This is a genomic window from Halostagnicola sp. A-GB9-2, from assembly GCF_030068615.1.
Classification (GTDB): Archaea; Halobacteriota; Halobacteria; order Halobacteriales; family Natrialbaceae; genus Halostagnicola.
The window spans coordinates 19,912-39,256 of the sequence record NZ_JASJOC010000020.1 but is presented as its reverse complement, the minus strand read 5'-3'; the positions used below and the strand labels follow the sequence as shown (position 1 = coordinate 39,256).

At 54.4% G+C, this 19,345-nt stretch carries 12 protein-coding genes and 1 pseudogene; 5 read left to right on the top strand and 8 right to left on the bottom strand.

Annotated features, from left to right (window positions below):
* The first annotated feature begins 128 nt into the window (after positions 1-128).
* Together QNM96_RS22285 and QNM96_RS22280 are read left to right on the top strand one after the other, a co-directional pair.
* Positions 129-947: an IclR family transcriptional regulator gene (locus QNM96_RS22285; RefSeq protein ID WP_283839005.1), complete on the top strand. Its 819-nt coding sequence runs from the start codon at positions 129-131 to the stop codon at positions 945-947.
* Between the two features lie 348 nt (positions 948-1,295).
* On the top strand, positions 1,296-2,666 hold the full coding sequence (locus QNM96_RS22280; protein ID WP_283839004.1) for a nucleobase:cation symporter-2 family protein: 1,371 nt from the start codon (positions 1,296-1,298) through the stop codon (positions 2,664-2,666).
* A 352-nt stretch (positions 2,667-3,018) separates the two neighbouring features.
* On the opposite strand, the gene QNM96_RS22275 is transcribed toward QNM96_RS22280, so the two are convergent.
* The 6 genes and pseudogenes from QNM96_RS22275 to QNM96_RS22250 all read right to left on the bottom strand — a co-directional run bounded on the left by QNM96_RS22275 (position 3,019) and on the right by QNM96_RS22250 (position 9,905).
* On the bottom strand, positions 3,019-5,463 hold the full coding sequence (locus QNM96_RS22275; RefSeq protein ID WP_283839003.1) for a molybdopterin cofactor-binding domain-containing protein: 2,445 nt from the start codon (positions 5,461-5,463) through the stop codon (positions 3,019-3,021).
* Entirely contained in the window at positions 5,456-6,007 is a 552-nt protein-coding gene (locus QNM96_RS22270) for a (2Fe-2S)-binding protein (RefSeq protein WP_345782566.1), read from the bottom strand. The genes QNM96_RS22275 and QNM96_RS22270 overlap by 8 nt, the downstream gene beginning before the upstream one ends.
* 263 nt (positions 6,008-6,270) lie before the next feature.
* Positions 6,271-6,399 (bottom strand): hypothetical protein, encoded by a 129-nt coding sequence (locus tag QNM96_RS22265; protein ID WP_283839001.1) that lies wholly within the window; start codon positions 6,397-6,399, stop codon positions 6,271-6,273.
* A gap of 521 nt (positions 6,400-6,920) precedes the next feature.
* Positions 6,921-7,783: pseudogene (locus QNM96_RS22260) on the bottom strand (IS630 family transposase).
* Positions 7,784-8,108: 325 nt separating this feature from the next.
* Entirely contained in the window at positions 8,109-9,080 is a 972-nt protein-coding gene (locus QNM96_RS22255) for a deoxyhypusine synthase (protein ID WP_283839000.1), read from the bottom strand.
* Between the two features lie 645 nt (positions 9,081-9,725).
* Positions 9,726-9,905: a DUF5786 family protein gene (locus QNM96_RS22250; RefSeq protein ID WP_283838999.1), complete on the bottom strand. Its 180-nt coding sequence runs from the start codon at positions 9,903-9,905 to the stop codon at positions 9,726-9,728.
* Positions 9,906-10,675: 770 nt separating this feature from the next.
* Between QNM96_RS22250 and trkA the strand changes: the two genes are divergently transcribed.
* The gene (gene trkA / locus QNM96_RS22245; protein ID WP_283839009.1) at positions 10,676-12,010 is read left to right on the top strand and encodes a Trk system potassium transporter TrkA; all 1,335 of its coding nucleotides are present in this window, start codon (positions 10,676-10,678) and stop codon (positions 12,008-12,010) included.
* Positions 12,011-12,056: 46 nt separating this feature from the next.
* Positions 12,057-12,338, top strand: coding sequence for a transcriptional regulator (locus tag QNM96_RS22240; protein ID WP_283838998.1), 282 nt, complete (start codon positions 12,057-12,059; stop codon positions 12,336-12,338).
* Between the two features lie 349 nt (positions 12,339-12,687).
* Here QNM96_RS22240 and QNM96_RS22235 read toward each other — a convergent pair whose 3' ends face one another.
* Positions 12,688-13,488 carry an IclR family transcriptional regulator gene (locus QNM96_RS22235; RefSeq protein WP_283838997.1) on the bottom strand — a complete coding sequence of 267 codons (801 nt, stop codon included), beginning with the start codon at positions 13,486-13,488 and terminating at the stop codon, positions 12,688-12,690.
* A gap of 609 nt (positions 13,489-14,097) precedes the next feature.
* Here QNM96_RS22235 and QNM96_RS22230 point away from each other — a divergent pair.
* Entirely contained in the window at positions 14,098-15,924 is a 1,827-nt protein-coding gene (locus tag QNM96_RS22230) for a multicopper oxidase (protein ID WP_283838996.1), read from the top strand.
* 155 nt (positions 15,925-16,079) lie between these two features.
* Here QNM96_RS22230 and QNM96_RS22225 read toward each other — a convergent pair whose 3' ends face one another.
* On the bottom strand, positions 16,080-18,047 hold the full coding sequence (locus tag QNM96_RS22225; RefSeq protein ID WP_283838995.1) for an acetate--CoA ligase: 1,968 nt from the start codon (positions 18,045-18,047) through the stop codon (positions 16,080-16,082).
* Between the last annotated feature and the right edge of the window lie 1,298 nt (positions 18,048-19,345).

Here is a 19,345-nt window from a genome sequence, read left to right as displayed (position 1 = left end):
ATTGATTGCACTGGTTGAACAGTTCCGACGGGATCAACGGCAGTGGTGTAAGCAAACACCGAATAGAGCGTTCGTATATATTGAACATCGGCAGAATATTGAAGGAGGCTTGTTACAGATACTGTGTTATGACAACTGAAGACACGCCATCCGATCCACGCACACTGACCACTGTGCTCAACGCAATCGATATTATACGTACCCTGATGCAGTTAGATGGTGCAGGTGTCACAGAACTCGCCGACCATCTCGATGAGTCGAAGAGTACCACGTATACCTATCTTAAATCCCTTGAACAGGGAGGGCTCGTTAGAAAGGACGGGAAGGAGTACCAGTTGTCGTATGATATGCTGATCTTCGGAGAGTATGTTCGGAATCAGAGCCTTCTCTACACGATAGGCAAAAGCGAGATAGATAGCTTAGCTGCGGAAACGGGGCAGTACGCACATTTGGTGGTCGAAGAGAACGGACGTGGACACAATTTGTATAAATCGAAAGGGGAACAGGCAGTTGGGGACGACTATCAGATGGCCAAATTCCAGCAACGAGACTATCTACATATCACCGCTTCAGGAAAAGCCATCCTCGCATATCTTCCACGAGAGCGGGTCGAAACAATCACCGACCACCACGGTCTTCCCGCTCGCACCGAACACACGATAACTAGTAAGGATCGTTTATTCGAAGAGATAGCGGACATTCGTGAGCAAGGGTATTCGCACAATAACGAAGAAGAGATCGAGGGGTTCCAAGCTATCGGTGCTCCGATTAGATCTCGTGATGGAATCGTAAGAGGATCGTTGAGCGTCTCTGGTCCCAAAAGCATGTTTGAGGACGACTCAGCGTACCAGAAAATCAGTGATCTAGTAACAAAGACAGCGAACGTTATCGAAGTGAACGTCAATATGCATAGAAGAAGTTCCGAAATAATCAACGAAGGCACTTGAAGTCAGTTGTAGTTATCTAACCGATCAGCGGAATAATTAGTTTTCACACGCAGTTCTCCATTGCTAGAGTGTTCTCGTACATCACGAGCAGACTCTCCGAGTTGGACAATTGTTTTTCCTGCCCATTCAGATTACATTCATACATCTGTAAGTTTTCGGCATAGTTCCCTCCAAAAACTGGTCAGTCGTATCATATTAATATAATGTAAAAACCTTGTTTGTATATGTTGAACATGTGAGTGAGACGGGGGATAAAACTCGACGTTTGTCCGTTGAATCCTCCACTAGTGTTCGAATAGCAACCAATGAAAAGGTTTAACACATTACATGGAGATTCTTTGTTGAAGAATGTCCAGCGAAAATGGGGATGGAATAGAGTTAGCGTACAGTCTCGATGAAAAACCGCCGTTACCAGCATCGATTCTCCTTGCACTGCAACATGTGTCCGTCATGATTGTCCCCTCGACGGCAGTCGCGTTCGTCGTCGCGGGAGCCATAGGACTAGACGCTGCCGACACAACGTATTTGGTCCAAATGGTGATTCTATTTGCCGGGATAGCGACCGTCGTTCAGGCGTACACTATCGGCCCGGTTGGTGCAAAACTCCCCATCGTCATGGGTACCAGTTTTGCCTTTGTCGGGGCAATGAGCTCTATCGGAGCAAGTTCTGGTCTTGATACTGTCTTTGGATCGATTGTCGTTGCAGCAGTTGTGGTTCCCTTTTTGCTTGGTTGGCAGTTTAAGCGACTCAAGTCGTTTTTTCCACCGCTCGTTACGGGCCTCATCGTAATCATCATCGGACTGTATCTCATCCCAGTCGGAATGGAATACTCCGCAGGCGGAGTTGGAGCAGACAATTTTGGCTCAGTTGAGAACTTATCGCTCGCTTTAACCGTTTTGCTCATCGCTGTCCTGTTTAACCTGCTTCTGAAAGGCGTCTGGCGAATGATGAGCATTCTCATTGGCATTAGCGCTGGTTACGTTATCGCGATCGGACTCGGTGTCGTTGACTTCAGCCCAGTCGCGGACGCAGCGTGGTTCGCAGTACCCACGCCCGGCGAGTTCGGATTCAGCTTCGAAGCCGTTCCACTCCTCACGTTCGCGTTTCTATTTCTCGTTTCAGGAATGGAAACGATCGGAGACATGTCCGGTATCACCGCTGCAGAAGGGCGGAATCCAACAAGTGATGAGTTTCGCGGTGGAATTTTCGCTGACGGATTTATTAGTGCGATCGGAGCCGTCTTCGGATCGTTCCCGCAGACTTCGTTCTCCCAAAACGTCGGTATCATCAATTTTACCGGCATCATGAGCCGACACATTGTCGGTATTGGAGGCATCGTTCTCGTCGTTCTTGGCCTCGTCCCGAAGATCGGAGCAATCGTGACGACGATCCCCGATGCAGTCTTCGGCGGTGCGGTGTTGGTCATGGTGGGAATGGTGGCTGCGAGCGGGATGCGGTTGCTCTTCTTGAATATCGAGATGAACCGCCGAAACATGGTGATCATCGCCACTGCGCTGGGACTCGGACTAGGAGTCGAAACCGTTCCTGAAGCACTCGCCGGACTTCCTCCCGGCGCACAAACGTTCTTCGGAGAGGCAGTAATCATCACTGGCCTCACGGCACTCCTCTTGAACACGTTCGTTCCGGGAGACTCCAGTCCCATCTTCGACGCACCCGACACCGTTCCGCCAGTCTCCGAGCCAGTCGACGACGATTAATCTAGCTCAGGGCTATTTGGCTACCACTGAATCCTGTGGTCTGAAGGGAGTCGAATCTGCGAGTTATCACCTCTCTGCGGTCTCCAGTGATGCGATATCGGTGAGAACAGTAGAGAATTCCGTATCAATCGTTGCGATTCCCGTTCCGTGGCGAGTGCGGTTCCAACAGGGCACGGTCGTTACTTCAGCTCCTTGAGTACCGTACTAACCTAAGCACCGTTCCAAACTGAGTAGCGTAATACCCTGAGTATCGTACCAAACTGAGTACCGTAATGCCCTGAGTACCGTACCAATCTCGAACATCGTAACAAGAGTGCGGTAGCATCCGTCATCAGTACGAATACCGCGTTAGCTAGTCGGTGTCAAGCTTCGCTCGAATCTTCTCAGCGGTGATTGGAAGGTCGGTTATCCTGACGCCGACGGCGCTGTGAATCGCATTGCTCAGCGCCGGCGGGACACCGTTAACGGGGATCTCGGCGACAGATTTTGCGCCGAACGGCCCCGTCGGCTCGTGTGTCTCGACGAGGATCGACTCGAGGGGAGGCTGGTCCGCTGTCGTCGGCATCCCGTAGTCGCGGAACCCGAGGGTTTCCGGCGTCCCGTCGTTCTCGAACGAGAGTCCCGCAGACACCGCGAACTCGTAACTCATATGCATCGCACCCTCGACCTGTCCTTCCACGAGGTCTGGATTGATCGCGACGCCACAGTCGACCGCGAATACGAGTTGATGGATCTCGAATTCACCGGTGTGCTCGTTGACGGTCACGTCGGCGAACTGTGCGCCGAATGGTGGCGGTGATTCGTCCGTGCAGTGGCTCGCCTGGCCCATTACCTGCGCACGCACGTTGTCGCCGTAGATCGACTCGTAGCCGATATCCTCTATCGTGACCGAATCTCCCGTCTGTGTGGAACGGACTGCTCCATCGCGGGCTTGGAGATTCTCTACTGGCTCATCAAGCATCTGTGAGGCGAACTCGAGTAGTTGCGCTCGCGCATCCTCGGCGGCTTTTTTGACCGCGCTTCCGGTAACGTACGTCGTCGAAGACGCGTACGCTCCGTAATCGAACGGCGAGATATCCGTATCCGATGCCTGAACGAGAACGTCTTCGGGTGGGACACCGAGCACCTCCGCAGCGATCTGTGCCATCGCAGTATCCGCGCCGGGACCGATATCGACAGCGCCCGTTTGGAGGATGAACGATCCGTCCTCGTTCATCCTGATATGGGCAGCGCCGAGTTCGTCGCCTGCAACACCGCTTTTTTGGGCAGTGAGAGCAACACCACAGGCTCGGTGGAGATGGTCCTCTTCGGGCTGCTTGACGTCTTCCCAGCCGATTGCGGCCTTCCCGCGTTCGATACAATCGTTGATACCACACGAGCGGATCCGACGAACATGCTCACCATCTGTGGTGACACCCGACGCAGTATCGAGATCGCCGTTCCCAATGAGATTCCGTGAGCGAAGGACAATGGGATCAAGTCCTAGTTTGTTGGCTACTTCGTCCATGTGACCCTCGAGTGCAAAATGGCCTTGGGGTGCCCCATAGCCGCGGATTGCACCGCCAATTGGGAGATTAGTATGGACGGCTTTCATCTCAAACCGGATATTCGGTGTATGCGTGTACAGTGGCAGCGGTTTCGTCGCAATAGAACTGGTTACAGTTAGCCCATGTGGGCCGTACGCACCTGCGTTCGTAACTGCCGACATATCGAACGCCTTGATCGCTCCATCCTGGGTCACGACGCTTCGCATTTGGACGCGAGCAGAGCGTCGAAAGCGCATGGCGTAGAACTGCTCGCGACGCGTCGTCTCCAGTTTCACGGGACGATCCGCGGCGAGCATCAGCGCTACTGTAATGGGTTCGATCAGCATCGACTGTTTGGCGCCAAATCCGGCACCAATTCTCGGTTTCGTTACCCGAATATCCCGAATTGGGACATCGAACAGATGTGCGAGTTGTCGACGTGTATGGTACGGGACCTGCGTACTGGTGATGAGGTGAAAGCGGTTATCCTCATCGCGATGTGCAATGGTCGTATGCGGTTCGGGAACGCAGTGGGATTGATACGGTGTTTTCCACTCGGTTTCGGTAACGAACCAGTCGTCCCTGGTCGCTGCCTCCTCGAATGCCGTGTCCACATCGCCGATCTCGCCTTCGGTATGGGCTTCGATGTTCCGTTCGTAGTCCGCACCCGGCTGGATGTTTTCCACCTGATCGGGATCGTGGATCTGTGGTGCATCAGGCTCCATCGCCTCTTCTGGATCGAGAACGGCGTCTAGCTCTTCGTACGTGACATCAATCGCTCTGAGAGCTTTGTTGGCTGTCTGGGTATCTGTGGCCGCCACAGCAGCGATTGGATCGCCGACATAGCGCACCTTTCGCCGGAGAACGTTCAGGTCCCACGGGCTTGGTTCAGGATACGACTGTCCCGCAGACGTATACATCGCGTCAGGAACCTCGTCGGAATCCGGCGTGATGACCGCGTAAACCCCGTCCATTGCGTCGGCGTCACTCGTATCGATTTCGGTTACGTACCCGTGTGCAATATCCGAACGGAGGATCGATGCCTCCGCCAGATCCGGGAAATGTAGCGCGTAGTCGGCGGTGTATTTCGACTCGCCTGTAACGATCTTTCGAGCGTCGGTCTTCTCCTCGCGCCTGGAGATTGCCTGCCGCTCGCTCTTCGATTTGCGATTGTTTGGGCTCTCGTCCCATTCGAGCGGATGCTCGGCTTCGGCGGAGGAGGAGAGCCGCTGATGACTGTCGTCGTCTTGCGGGCCATTTGGCTTACTCATCGCACTCACCCCTGCTCCAATCCTGGCTTGAACACCCTGCTGTCTCGTGAGTCAAGTCGCCACCATCGGTAACGACGGTCTGCTCGCCACTCATTCGTTCAGCGGCGTCCTGCACAGCATCGATGATCTTCTCATAGCCGGTGCACCGACAAAGGTTGCCTGCGAGCCCCTCGCGAATCTCGGCTTCAGTCGGATCGGGATTGTTCGCGAGCAGGCTTCGTGACTGCATGATCATCCCCGGAATGCAGAATCCACACTGGAGTGCGGCGTTGTCGACGAAAGCCGCTTGAATAGGATGGAGGTCATCCTGGGTACCGATCCCCTCGATCGTCTCGACCGCCGTCCCGTCTATTGTCGCGACCGGTTTGATACAGGAGCGTTCGGGTTCGCCATCAACAGTCACGGTACAGAACCCACAAATTCCCGTGTCACAGCCGCGTTTTGCCCCGGTGTAGCCGTTGCGGCGAAGAACATCGAGAAGCGAATCCGAGCGTTCAGCTTCGAACGTTCGTTCAGTCCCATTCAGAGTCATCTCTATTTCCATGGGCATGGTATGACAATGACCAACGATAACCATATATGTGCCGGTCGAATAGCCAATCTGTGCACGCGGCGCCAGATTCGTGGAGTACCACATCCGAGGTCCTCAGGCGAGTTGAGCAAGCTCTCGCAGGCAACGCTCAATTTGCGGTCACAACAGTCATAGCTGCCGAGCGAACAGGGTATCCACGTCACGGTGGCAAAATGGTGATCGAGTTTCACGAAACGTCACACGTCGGAATCACTGCCGGTTGCATCCATGGTCCATTACAGGAAGATGAAACCGAAGTTCTCGAGTCCCTTCGCGAGGACGACACCGAAATCGAACTCGGTGTCGCCGCACTTGAGCTGATTGAGAAGCGTCAACGACGCCGACAATTCCATTTTCGGCTTCATCTCGTGCGTCAACGAGGTCGTCGAAGTGCTCTCCGAGGCGGAGCTGGATCAAGAGTGCACCCACGCCGAATACTTTGGCCCTGAATAGGGCCTTGATCCCACCGTCACGACGGGGCAGTTCAGTCGCCGTCGTCCGCTCGAACGCGTACCGACGTCGTCATCATCCCGCTGATTCGCGACCAACCACCTCACCTCGTGTCGCTCGCCGGACTTGGCTACATAATTCCGAAGAACAAGGTCGCCACCTCGCAGGTACTCTTGGTTATCCGAGATGCTCGTCCGCTCACTCTCCAAAACCGCTTCTAAATCAACTGCGAAGCACTCACGGAGCGGATCTGTGACCATCTGAACCACTTTAGTCAACGGTCTGCTCGTTTCTCGAGCTGGCTTAACTCCATAAGAAATTAGAATTTCTTACCCGATTTGGTATGGATATTGAGTAAGAGTGGTGTTGATCGCCGTTGGTAACCCGGTAATGGACTGAAGAACCGGTTGCGAAGAGTTGCTTGTAGCTGTCGCCGCTACTCTTCGACTGGATTCAGTTCTGGAGAAGATGTTGGTAACGTGACGGACTCGAGGTCGTTACTAGCCGCTGGATTCATAACGGTCTACACCCGAAAGCACGGCGCTTGTCCAGAATTACGATCAAGCTATCTTCGATATCAATGTATGATGTTGGAATGAAATGTTTCGTGTGATTTGCGGCAACATACTCTTCGAACCGAGCGAAAAAGCGATCACCGAAGACGGTGATCGCGCCTAAAAGACACGTCCAGTCGCGTTGTCCTAATAATTCGACGGTCGGCCGCGTGCCGCGCAGAAAGCACACGGTACGCGGCTTGACTTGCACGGGTTTCTTGGTTTGATCGATACAGACTACTGTGTCATCAACTTTCCGTTACTTTTTGAGTTCGTCACGGAACGCTTTTTGCTTGTCAGCGTCAGATTCAGCGACTGTACGACGTGGTTCTTGATAGCCCAATCCCGCTTCTTTGAGCAACCGCCGGCAACTCGGGATTGAATATTTTCCATCATAGGTTTCGTCGAGATACTGCTGGGCGAGCGCCGGCGCGTCAATCCCAACTTCTTGAGGTGATTGGTAGACAGTTTCTTCGAATTCTTTCTTCTCCTTTTCTGAAAGATCTTGTCTTCTCCCAGATTGATGAGTATCAGTAACGGCTACCCAAGCGACTCGTCAATATCGAGTCGCTTGGGCCAGCTATAGATAGTCCATCGCTGTACATTGTACCATTCGGATAATTCAGTCTTCGTGACGCTTTTTGTACGCACTTGTCGCTAAGACTCATTGTATCGGATTCTTTCCCTCCACGTTGTCGAAGGGATCTTGCAATTCCTCGACAGAGATTTCGTCGAAATAGCCCACTGCATTCAGCTACAACCTATGAGAAGAAAGTTCTAATAGTTACTATAGTAGTCAGACTCTGTAACACTTGAGATTCACTCGATAATCATCATAATCGGTTTAGTCGTATTGGCTCCACCTACCTTTGGAGGATAATTACATACTCTATCTTGAGGATTCGCGCGTTTTCTAATTGATTGTCAAGAATCACAATACTGGTAATTGTATGGATGTGATGACAATCACACGGGTATCAGAGACATCCAAATATTTGATTACGAGAGTAGTGAACATCTTCGGAAGGGCTGATTCGGTGTGAATCGGGGCGCTGACTACGAAGTCACCACTACGCGAACGCACTCGCGACTAACAGCGGGAACACGAGCGTTGCTTCGGCTTCGACTTGCGTGTAGTTCGTTTGCTCGTCTTTGATCTTTCCCCACGACACTGCTTCGTTGGGCGGCGCTCCCGAGAGCGACCCGTCTCCTTCCATTCCCGTAGAAATGTAGACGACGTAGTCCGCGCCGCCCCGGAACAAATTCGTCATGATTGCGTGATGTTTCGGCACGCCGCCACCGACGGCTATCAATCCTGTCGTCTCCGCCAGCAAACCGTCTTCGATGAGCGAGTCGTAGTCGTCCAGAATCTCGATCCCAACCTCCGAATCGTATCCTTGCCGGTAGTAATAGAGGAAGTTACCAACTTCGGCGTCCGTCAACGCCGGACAGTAGACGGGGACATCATTGTCCGCGGCCTGTTTCAAGACAGAATCCTCGTCATCGAGTGTCTCGCCTAGTTCTCGTGCGAACGCTGTCGGTGTGCGCACTTTTTCGTCCGCGAAAAAATCGTCGAAGAAGTCGTAGAGATACTCCTCGAGCCATACGTACCGATCGGAGGGGACGAAAATATTACCGAGTCGGTTGATGCCGCGGTCGCGAAGCGCGGCCTCGTCAGCATCCCACTTGCCAATCTTGAATGGCTTTGCGGTCTTAATAACGTCCTCCGTCAGCGACCCGGACGTAGTAATGAGCACGTCGACGTAGCCTTCGCGGACCAGGTGTGCAACTACTTCACGCAATCCCGAGGAGATGATGTTCGAGGTGAACGTCAGGTAGATCGTCGCCTCTTCGTCTTGCATTCGCTCGGCGATATCGACGGCCTCGGCGAGTTGCGTCGCTTGAAATCCTGTCGTCTCGTAAGACGCAATAAGGTCGTGAAAGTCGAACTCCCCGCGGAAATCGTATCCACGGACGTCCGCCGTGGGTAGTTCGTTCTCACTACCTGGAACAACGTGTTCACGAGAGTCGTCTTCTTCCATACGATTCCGTAGTGCGACGACTGATTTGAATGTCTCGAGATCGATCGCTGGATCCTCGGCAATTGCCATTCCGGAACAATCGGTCCGTATCCAGATTCGGAGATCCCTCGATTCTGACAATATGCGTTTCCCCGAATGGTCTCCTCTCACAAATGTCGACATTTGCTCGAGGTCACCGGGTTGACGATTCCTACTCACGGATCCTGCGTTCAGAATCAACGGACAGCCCCGAGATGACCGAGTAGGACGGCAGACAATCTCATTTCAAATAGCAATTAATTAGTTCTATGACATCTATACCTATTTTACTGGGGTGTTTGGAACGCCCTACTGACTAGAATATTGGTTCACCTCCCGGTGGGATCGAGTATCTCGAGGAACGGTCGCAGAACGCGAGGTTGCGAGATAGCGAGACGCAACGCGTTTCGGATCAGTCAATCGATCGCAGCCTATCCAACAGTGCTTCTCGTGATCAATAGCAGGATAATTCCAGCCGCTAACACCAGCGTTAGCCATGTGAAGAAGATCATCGTAGCTTGACGGCCAGTGATCTGGTCACCACTAAGGATTTCGTCGAGCGCCATACGTAGCAGTACCAATCAAATAGAGATAAATCGTTTGGTCTGCTATCGTTCAGCAACTCTGTCACGATTCTTCCGACTTCATCTGTTGGAGGTTCTCGAGAAGTTCGCTGGTCGAGCTGCTGTCGTCGAACGTTATTTTGCCTCGATACTCGTTCGGCTGGTCGTCCGAGTCGGACTCAATTTCGGAGATCGTCCGTTCGCGACGTTCGTACTCACGCTGGTCATAGTTACCCATTCCCATGTGAATACGAACGTTTGTGAGCAGTCGTAATCAAGGTATCGGTCACCGACAGAACAGCGTTACAGACACTGCAAGAAGGTTTTGATAACTCTACTTTTAATAGTACAGTATAATTGGATTCTGTTGTCTGCGTTTGCTTCCATTCGATTTATATTACAATCATATGTATGTAATAGGTGTGCTGGTGTCGATATTTCCATACAAAATCCAGAGTATTATACAAAATTGTGGGAGCACCGTATCCAGAGATGTGATTCCTGAATCGGTACTTCAATATAATAATCCAGCTATATCGAACAATTCTCTCGTGCTATCGAACGAGCGTGTGACCCAGTTACGGTGGCTGGCTCACTCGAGCTACACGATTGGCTGGTCAGAAATCTATCAGACGGTATCAGCCCCCATTTGAGAGTCTCTGAGACGAGATCGGAAGCTGTCGTGTCTTCGGTCTGGAGGACGGCGGTCCGACCGTCTGTGAGAGTTCGTATCGATTACTACTCAGCGTTCACCACTGAGCCTGGAAGCGACGGTGGATCGATACCGATAGTAATCGACTCGGTCGTCGTTGCACCGGAATTCGGGACTGTCCGGGAACAGAATCGTCCACGAACGGAACTCATAATGGTCCACGAACTCTATACCTGAACACATCCGGGACGAGACGACCACATGGTCGGTCGATCGGTCTGTCGGATGATCCATAGAAATCAATGACGGTCACTGATGCCGCTCTCAAGTCACCACTCGAGTATCAGTCGAACACGAGTCCAATGCGTATAACGGTCGTCGGAGCTGGTGAAGTCGGACGAGCGATCGCTGCGACGCTCGCGGACCTTCACGAGGTCGTCATCGTCGACGGCGACGAGCGGGTCGTCGACGAACTCGCGTACGCGTACGATGTCCTCGCCGTCCACGGGGACGGCCGAGATATCGAAACACTACGCGAGGCCGAAATCGATCGGGCGGATCTCGTGATCGCGTGTACCGACGACGACGAGGTCAATACCGTTATTTGTGCGACCGTAACGATGATCTCCGACGCGTTCACTATTGCTCGAGTGAGACGTCGAACGCTCTTCGAAACGTGGACCGCCCGTCCGGACGCGTTCGGTGTCGATTTCATGATCTGCACGGACTCGTTGACGTCCGAAGCGGCGTTTCGGATCGCAGGACTCCCTGCTGCACAGGAGGTTGATACGTTCGCCAACGGTCTCGTTCGAATGGCTGCGTTCGAAGTCAACCCCGAGAGTCCGTTCGTCGATCGAACTGTGCGCCAGATCGATCTGGACAGATCGGTCACGGTCGCAGCGATCTTCCGCGACGACGAGCTGGTGCTTCCGACCGGAGAAACCGTAATACGGGCCACCGATCGGATCGTAGTCATCGGAAGCGCTAGCGGCGTTACGAACGTCGCGAATCGTATTTCACTGTCGTCGCGAAGTCCGACCGACGAGGTCGTTATCGCCGGCGCAAGTGAGATCGGCTTTCAAATAGCTCGGCTGTTCGAAGAACACGGCTATCGTCCCCGGTTACTCGAACAGGATCCCGATCGCGCTCGAAACGCGGCTGAAGCACTCCCGAACACGACAGTGCTCGAGGGGGATCCCGCGGACGTCGTATTTCTGGAGCGTGAACACATCGGGGATGTCGATATCGTCATCGCTGCATTGGCGAGTGACGAACGAAACTTACTCGTATCGTTAGTTGCCCGCCAGTTCGGCGTCGGTGAAACCATCGCTATCGTCGAGGACAGAGGGTATGCCGACCTGTTCGAAGCTGCCGGCGTCGACGTGACTGTCAATCCACGCGAGGAGACCGCCGAGGAAATTATTCGCTTTACCCGATTGATTCCGACCGAAAAAATCGTACTGCTTGACCACGATCGTGCGGAAGTGATCGAGATCGTCGTTACCGAAGAGAGTACTCTCGCAGATCACGAAATCAGGGATTCTACGGCGAGCCTTCCGGACGAAGTCATTATCGGTGCGATCGCTCGCTCCGGTGAACTCGTGACGCCTCGCGGAACAACCGTAATCAGACCGGGAGATCACGTCATTCTGTTCGTTGATACAGATGTACTCGAGGAAGTCATCGAGGTTATCTAGCGCGGAATCAACACGACTTATAGGCCGTAACCGCCAGTACGTACGTATGGCAGACCTCAACCCGACCGCGAAACGAATACACCAGATCAGTCCCGACCCCGTCGAGCTGACGCTCGACGACGGAACGACGGCCATATTTCATATTTCCGGGGCCGAATTCTTTCAGCAGGAATTTCAGGCGGAGGGTGTTTGCGAGGACGCTGACGCGGACTATCGATTCATCACGAGCACGGATAACGAATCGATTCTGGTCGGACGAAAGGGCGTAGACGAATCGGCGTGGACGATGATCGGGACGATAGTTGAAGTCAACAGAGACGGATCGTAATTACCTGTTCGCTAGGAATCATACTGTGCTCCCGTTCGCTACGTATCGCTTATCGCAATGTGAGGTGAAATTTTCATTCTAGTCGGTTCTTCGCCGACCTAACTGCCGTCAGCACGGTTGACGACGGCCGGCGGTTCTCCTGGAATACAACGTATTCGTCCAGTGTGTATAGTAGTCCGGATTTTCCGAACAATGTCGGCGACGCGCCGTACGGTTTCGCAATCACACTCAAAGAGTTACACACATGCGGGCGTAATGGAAACCCATCATCTCGTTCCGAAAACAGGGACACATATAATGATACAGTGTACTCGGATTATTCGCTGAAACTCGTGAGAGATCCGGTTACTTAGCGATAATCGTCCAAGTACGAATCGCTGATTTCGGTCTCGAGGTCGTCGACGTATTCCATCAGAACCTCCGGCAACTCGGTGGTGTACCGTTCGTCCGTAAATCGATACTTCGGGCCGATGATGGCGATCGCGCCGAGAACGCTCCCATCGGGACCCGTCACACGCCGCCCGACTTCTCTGAGACCGTCGACGTACTCTTCATCGGCGAACGCAACGCCTCGATCGCGAATCTGCTCGAGTTCTCGGAAGAAATCGTTCCGGTCCGTGATGGTGTGTGCTGTCTGTCTAGGGAGTCCCCAGTCATCCAATACCGCTTCGACGCGCTCGTCGGGTAATTCGGCCAGGATCGCTTTGCCGGTTGCAACGCTGTGGAGGTAATAGTAGATCCCGGCGGAACTAGGCGCGGTAGAGATATAGCGCTCCTTCGATGGAAAGTGGCTATCCGGATGGAAGGATTCGTGGACGAGAATGCCGCGATTATCGTTCTCGACGACGAATTCGACCTCTTCGTCGATTCGGTCGGAAAGGTCTGTTACCGTCTGCTTCGCCAGCGTGTACGCCTTCTTGCGTGATCGTGCATACTCGCCGTGATTGAGGAACCGCAATCCAATATGATATACCGCGCCCTCTTTTGTGAGATACCCCTCCTTGAGAAGGGTCTGGAGGTGGAGATGGATCGTACTTCTCGCAATCTCTAATTCACCGGTCAATTCCTCGAGTGTTGCACCGCCTAATTTCTGAATCGTGTCGATTACGTCCAGCGATCGTTCCGTGGTTTTCGCCGTCTGTTTGGTCATACCTCTTCGTACCGGCTAAATCGGTATAAAGATTCGTTCTAATCGAATTATTAAGTACTACTGCCGCTCCTCTCAGAAATCCGTAGGCAACGCACGGTTAGCGGAGATGCTCACGGAGGATCCGATACCGGTACGATCCGTTATATCCTCTCGACCACTTCTCCAAGTACGATCGGCTTTCACAGAATAATCCGAACAGCTCCAGTGAAAACCGGTCGTCGATCTCGTCTTCGACACCCTCGTACAGTACTCGTGATTTTATGTAGGGTCCTCTCGTCGGGTGATCCAGACACTCCGTTTGTAGATACGCTCGCACTACGTCGTCGGTTTCCGCGATATCGAACGTCTGTAACTGGGAAGGGACTTTGGTCATGGTGATCGAGGTGTCTCTAGCGGCTATCGGGGTGCGCATAGATAGCTTATTCCGGATGAACCATAATGATGTTGCTGTGGCCACATCGACTCCGGATCATGCATATCGTGTTCCACGTTTTGGGAACGAGGACGGCTGGGATAGGCCGCTCCCGGTGATGTACCCTCTCCGGATTCCGACTCAGTAGGAATCGGCTGGCCCCGCATATACTGGGATATCATACGCTAACATGTACTATGAGTGATCGCGCTGTAGAACCTCGACCAGTGGTATCACGCCGTGAGCTCTGCATCGCAGCCGGTGGCACGGGTATCTCAGCTCTCGCAGGCTGTTCGACTGAGAATACGAATCCGCCCCAAGCCAAGAACGCGACGACGATAACGGACCACTCGTCACCAGACCTCGAGAAGTGGGTCGATGAGGTTCCCCGACCGGGTGTCGCGAAACCGTCCGGAACGAAAGACGGTCACCCCCGCTACGAGATAGCGATGAGCGAGGTCGAGCAGAAGCTACACCGCGACCTCCCAGCGACGGCCGTCTGGGGCTACGACGGGCAGTTCCCGGGCCCGACGATCGAAGCTGAGCAGGGTGAACCGATCTACGTCCGCTGGACGAACGACCTCCCGGACGAACATCTCCTGCCTGAAGACACGACGATCCACAGCGACATTATTCCGTACGATACGCCGGGTGCACGGACCGTAACGCATCTCCACGGTGGAAACGTCGAGTCCGAGAGCGACGGCCACGCGCAGGCGTGGTTCACTCGGGACTTTCAGGAGACGGGCCCCGAGTTCGAGAAGCGAGACTACTACTACGTGAACGACCAGCCGCCGGCGACACTGTGGTATCACGACCACTCGCTCGGTATTACGCGATTAAACGTCTATGCCGGGCTCGTGGGATTCTATCTCCTGCGGAGCGAACACGAACGGAGTCTCGGTCTGCCCGAGGACGAGTACGAGATTCCGCTCGTGCTCCAGGATCGGAGTTTCGAGGAGGACGGGTCGTTGTTCTATCCCACGGCCGTCTCGGACGAGCAAGGCGGCGGAGACGATGCGCACCCCGACCCGAGTATCGTTCCGCAGTTCTACGGCGATACGTCGGTCGTCAACGGGAAGGCCTGGCCTCGGCTCTCCGTCGAACCCAGATCGTATCGGTTCCGACTCCTCAACGGGTCGAACAGTCGGTATTACACCCTCAAACTCCGTCAGTACGACGAGTCGTCGGGCGAGATTGGCGTGGGCGGGCCGTCTTTCGTCCAGATCGGGAACGATGGCGGCCTCCTCTCGACGCCAGGAGAAATCGACGACCGCCTCGAGCTTGGCTCCGGTCAGCGTGCCGATATCTTCGTTGATTTCTCCGAATACGCCGGAGAGACGCTACTGCTCCACAACGACGCGCCCGCGCAGTATCGCGGTGAGGCGGGCTCGGCTGACGACGACATCGTTTCGCTCCCCCAGATCATGCTCGTGGATGTGAGCGACGCCGAGGATTCACAGGACGCTACCGAACTCCCCGACAAGTTGACCCGCGTTCCGGACATCCCCGTCGATTCGGTCGACAACGAACGTTATCTCACGCTCAACGGCGGCGCGAGTGACGACTACGGACGGCAGCTCCACTTGCTTGGAACGGCAGCCGACCGTGTCGGTCTCGAGGTCGACGACCCCGTGACCGAGGAGCCCGCGCTCGGTGACACCGAGATCTGGAGTTTCGCCAACCGAAGCGCAATGTCCCATCCGATCCACCTTCACCTCGTACACTTCCAGATGTTGGGGCGACAGTCGATTGGGGACTACGATCCGAACGAGGACGAGATCGACCTCGACGCACTCGAGGCACCCGAGCCGTACGAACGAGGATGGAACGACGTCATCACCGTCGATCCCGGTGAAATTGTCCACGTGATCGTCCACTTCGGAGAGCACGACGGACTGTTCAACGATCAGACGGGTACATACATGTGGCACTGTCACATGATCGAGCACGAAGACCACGATATGATGCGTCCGTTCGAGGTTCACCCACGCTCGGACAATGTTGACACTCGTACTGAATAGGACGTAAGGCGTCGAGCGCTAGCCGTCGGTACGGAAGACGAGACGATCACCTGCCATTGATGGAATCGAAACCCCTCAGCAAAGACTCGAGGACGTGAAAATACCTCGTCAGCCAGCGGACGAGAAATCCGTGGGCAGGAGTACCCCTCGACTGCTTACTCCCGATTCCAGATCGTTATGAGTTCACCGAGGATTTCTGGATTTCGAAGGGTGTCGCTGTCCGTAAGCGGTCGGCCGTTGACGACGCGCTCGAGGAGCCGGTACATCGTTTTCCCGGAGTATGTTTCGGGAAGTTCTGGTGTGAATACAATGCTCGCTGGCCGTGTGAACTCGCCGACGCGCTCGGCGACTGCATCCCTGATGGCGTCTCGAACGGCGTTCCGGTCCCGCTGTTCTTGCTCGAGGGTTGCGAAGACACAGAGCGTCGTCTCGCCAGCGGCACTCTCGGCGACGGCAGCGGCTTCGGTAACGCCGTCTACCATCGTGATTGCAGCCTCGAGTTCGGCCGTTCCGAGGCGGCGGTTATCGATCGTGATTACATCGTCGTCACGGCCGATGATCGTTACGTACCCATCGTCGTCGACAACGGCACGGTCGCCCGTGAAATACCGCCAGGTCTCCGCCCGCGGGTCCGAAAACGCTTGCCAGTACTCCGCAAGAACCCAGTACTGATCACCCTCGAGTGGAGCAAGCATCGACGGCCAGGGACGGTCAATCGTCAGATAGCCAGGTTCACCCGGCGGAAGGTCGCGACCGTCTTCGTCGACGATCTGGATTTCGATTCCGGGCAACGGTGGGCCGACCGAACCGGGCTTCAACTCGTCGACTCCGGGACGGGCTGAGATGAGAACGCATCCGGTTTCGGTCTGCCACCACGTGTCGACGATCGGGCACCGCTCCTCGCCGACGTGGGTGTAGTACCACTCCCACGTATTCGGACCGATCGGTTCACCGACGGTGCCGAGCAGCCGAAGCGACGACAGGTCGTGGGACGAGGGAAACGACTTTCCCCACTTCATGAATGTCCGGATCGCTCCTGGCGTCGTATAGAAGACCTCCACGCCGTTCCGTTCGATGACTTCCCATGGACGGTGACGGTCCGGATAGCGGAGACTCCCTTCCACAAGGACGACCGTCGCGCCCGAAAGTAATGGTCCGTAGACGACGTAGGAGTGACCGGTAATCCACCCGATATCGGCTGTACACCAGATCGTGGTCCCCGGCGAGAGGTCGAACACGGTCTGGGCCGTCCACGTGACACCTGCGAGGTAGCCCCCTGTGGAGTGAGTCATCCGCTGCGGATTACCGGTTGTCCCCGACGTGTGGATGTGAAAGAGGGGATCGGTTGCTTTCCGCGGCACTGGAGACACATCTGCGCCAGCGTAGGTCTCGACGAGTTCGTTGTAGTCGTATTGGTCTGTACCGAGGTGTGTCCCGTGGCTCGCGCCAAGTCGATCGACGACGATCGTGGGGAGCGATTTCTCAAGCGAGGCCAGTGCTGTATCGGCTTTTCGCTTCTGGTCGATCGCGGTCTCCTCGCGGAAGCTGCCGTCGCAGGTGACGAACGCGGACGAGTCGACGCGTTGCATCCGCTTGACGAGAGCATCGGGAGCAAACCCCGCGAAGACGACGTTGTGGACTGCCCCAATTCGAGCGCAGGCAAGCATCGTGATCGGCAACTCGGGGAGTTTCGGTAGGTAGATCGTGACGACGTCGTCCGCTTCGATGCCGAGCCCGCGGAGCGCGGCCGCGACGGCCGATACCTCGCGGTGGAGGTCGTAGTACGTATAGGTTCGACGCTCGCCTCGTTTTCCCTCCCACCGCAGTGCGACCTGATTCTTCCGCTCCTCGAGGTGGCGATCGATGCAGTTTTCCGTGGCGTTCAACCGGCCACCGACGAACCATCGGTAGAATGGCGCATGTTCCTCGTCGAGGATGCGCTCGTAGGTGTCGCTCCACTCGAGCAACGATGCGGCGTCACCCCAGCACGCTGGCCACTCGCGATCAGAGCGGTTACTGGCGGCCAGGTCCGTTGGCGTTCTATCGCGACCGAACGCTTGCGGAGTCCAGCGACGAACCGTTTGGTTCTCGAGGAAAGGATACGCTGGTCTCTCTTCGGTCATCGATTGCCCTTTCGACGTCGATTCTTTTGTAGATTCCGTTTATTGAAGGGTTCCGCGGCCACGATAGGAAGATTAACGAGAATTACGGCGCGTATCCCCGTCCTTGAAAACGCAAAGCGTTTTCAGTTGCAACAAGACGCGGAGCGTCTTGCCATGCCCCTGAAGGGCGAGGCTTTGCGCCTGTTTCACGTAACAACCGGCAACTGCCACACATCAGTCGCACAGTCCGTCGTGTGATTGAATGCATTGACTGTCAGTGGCTACGATAGTACCGGTCAGTTTAACTGGGATTCATCACTCTATCCTTGCTTAACTATCGATTTTAAATACTGTTAGAGTTCTCGAGGGAATCAGTGTCAAATGAGAACAATGGACTATCCATAGGCCCTGAATCCGATCGGGGCCCGAATCAGGTCAACGCCCGGATCACGTCGCAGGCGACGAAACCATGATCCGACTCAACGGTGGGCAGTATTGGCTGTTCGCCACGGTTGACCCTAACTCGAACAAACCACTATGTACATAGCTTAAACCGACTCGAGCAAAGTAATATTAAGCGTGTTTTTCAGGGACTTGCGTGAGAATCACGATGTCTCAGACGCTGTGTTTCTTATTGATGGCGACGAATTACTGAATTATGTCTGTCAACGATACGGCCTCGATTTTAGAGATGAACGACATGGAAATCAAAACAATGTTATAACTATCTATAGTCTGATAATAAGCCAAAGGACCTTCTTTCCAAACTATATGATTCTCATGCCATTGTGCAAGATCTATAGCGCGAATGTAACACACGAGGAAAATTCATTAAACAAGTTAAATCCTGTGTGGAAGCGATAGATTATTGTAATATTACACTTTTCTCAGTAATGACCGATGAGCGACACAGATCGACAGGACGTAAACGCTCAATCGCAGGATTCGATAACGCAGCGGCTGCAAGTGACACTACCCTGGTTCAGGATCCTTTTTGGAGGTCTCGGATTACTGGCTCCACGGTTGTTAGGCCGGTTGTATGGCATTTTTGGTCTCGAGGGCGATGGGCCAAACGAGGTTGCAATTCGCTATGCGTGTATCCGGGCTTTCGCACTTGGGATTGGGGAACTCACTGCCCCACCCGCCCATCAGCGGCAGTGGCAGCGTATTGGTCTGCTGGTAGATACGGCCGACACCATCATGGTATTGCACGCGGGACTGACTGGTCGTATCTCAAAACGGAAGGCGTTGGGGATGCTGAGTGGCACTACATTCGGAATGGTGGTCGGCTTGCTCACCGCATCACAGCGAGAATCACG

What these genes read in the sequence shown, in the direction of transcription:
- QNM96_RS22285 (WP_283839005.1), top strand. Translation starts at nt 129, where the DNA reads ATGACAACTGAAGACACGCCATCCGATCCACGCACACTGACCACTGTG.
- QNM96_RS22280 (WP_283839004.1), top strand. Translation starts at nt 1,296, where the DNA reads ATGTCCAGCGAAAATGGGGATGGAATAGAGTTAGCGTACAGTCTCGAT.
- QNM96_RS22275 (WP_283839003.1), bottom strand. Translation starts at nt 5,463, where the DNA reads ATGAGTAAGCCAAATGGCCCGCAAGACGACGACAGTCATCAGCGGCTC.
- QNM96_RS22270 (WP_345782566.1), bottom strand. Translation starts at nt 6,007, where the DNA reads ATGGAAATAGAGATGACTCTGAATGGGACTGAACGAACGTTCGAAGCT.
- QNM96_RS22265 (WP_283839001.1), bottom strand. Translation starts at nt 6,399, where the DNA reads ATGAAGCCGAAAATGGAATTGTCGGCGTCGTTGACGCTTCTCAATCAG.
- QNM96_RS22255 (WP_283839000.1), bottom strand. Translation starts at nt 9,080, where the DNA reads ATGGAAGAAGACGACTCTCGTGAACACGTTGTTCCAGGTAGTGAGAAC.
- QNM96_RS22250 (WP_283838999.1), bottom strand. Translation starts at nt 9,905, where the DNA reads ATGGGAATGGGTAACTATGACCAGCGTGAGTACGAACGTCGCGAACGG.
- trkA (WP_283839009.1), top strand. Translation starts at nt 10,676, where the DNA reads ATGCGTATAACGGTCGTCGGAGCTGGTGAAGTCGGACGAGCGATCGCT.
- QNM96_RS22240 (WP_283838998.1), top strand. Translation starts at nt 12,057, where the DNA reads ATGGCAGACCTCAACCCGACCGCGAAACGAATACACCAGATCAGTCCC.
- QNM96_RS22235 (WP_283838997.1), bottom strand. Translation starts at nt 13,488, where the DNA reads ATGACCAAACAGACGGCGAAAACCACGGAACGATCGCTGGACGTAATC.
- QNM96_RS22230 (WP_283838996.1), top strand. Translation starts at nt 14,098, where the DNA reads ATGAGTGATCGCGCTGTAGAACCTCGACCAGTGGTATCACGCCGTGAG.
- QNM96_RS22225 (WP_283838995.1), bottom strand. Translation starts at nt 18,047, where the DNA reads ATGACCGAAGAGAGACCAGCGTATCCTTTCCTCGAGAACCAAACGGTT.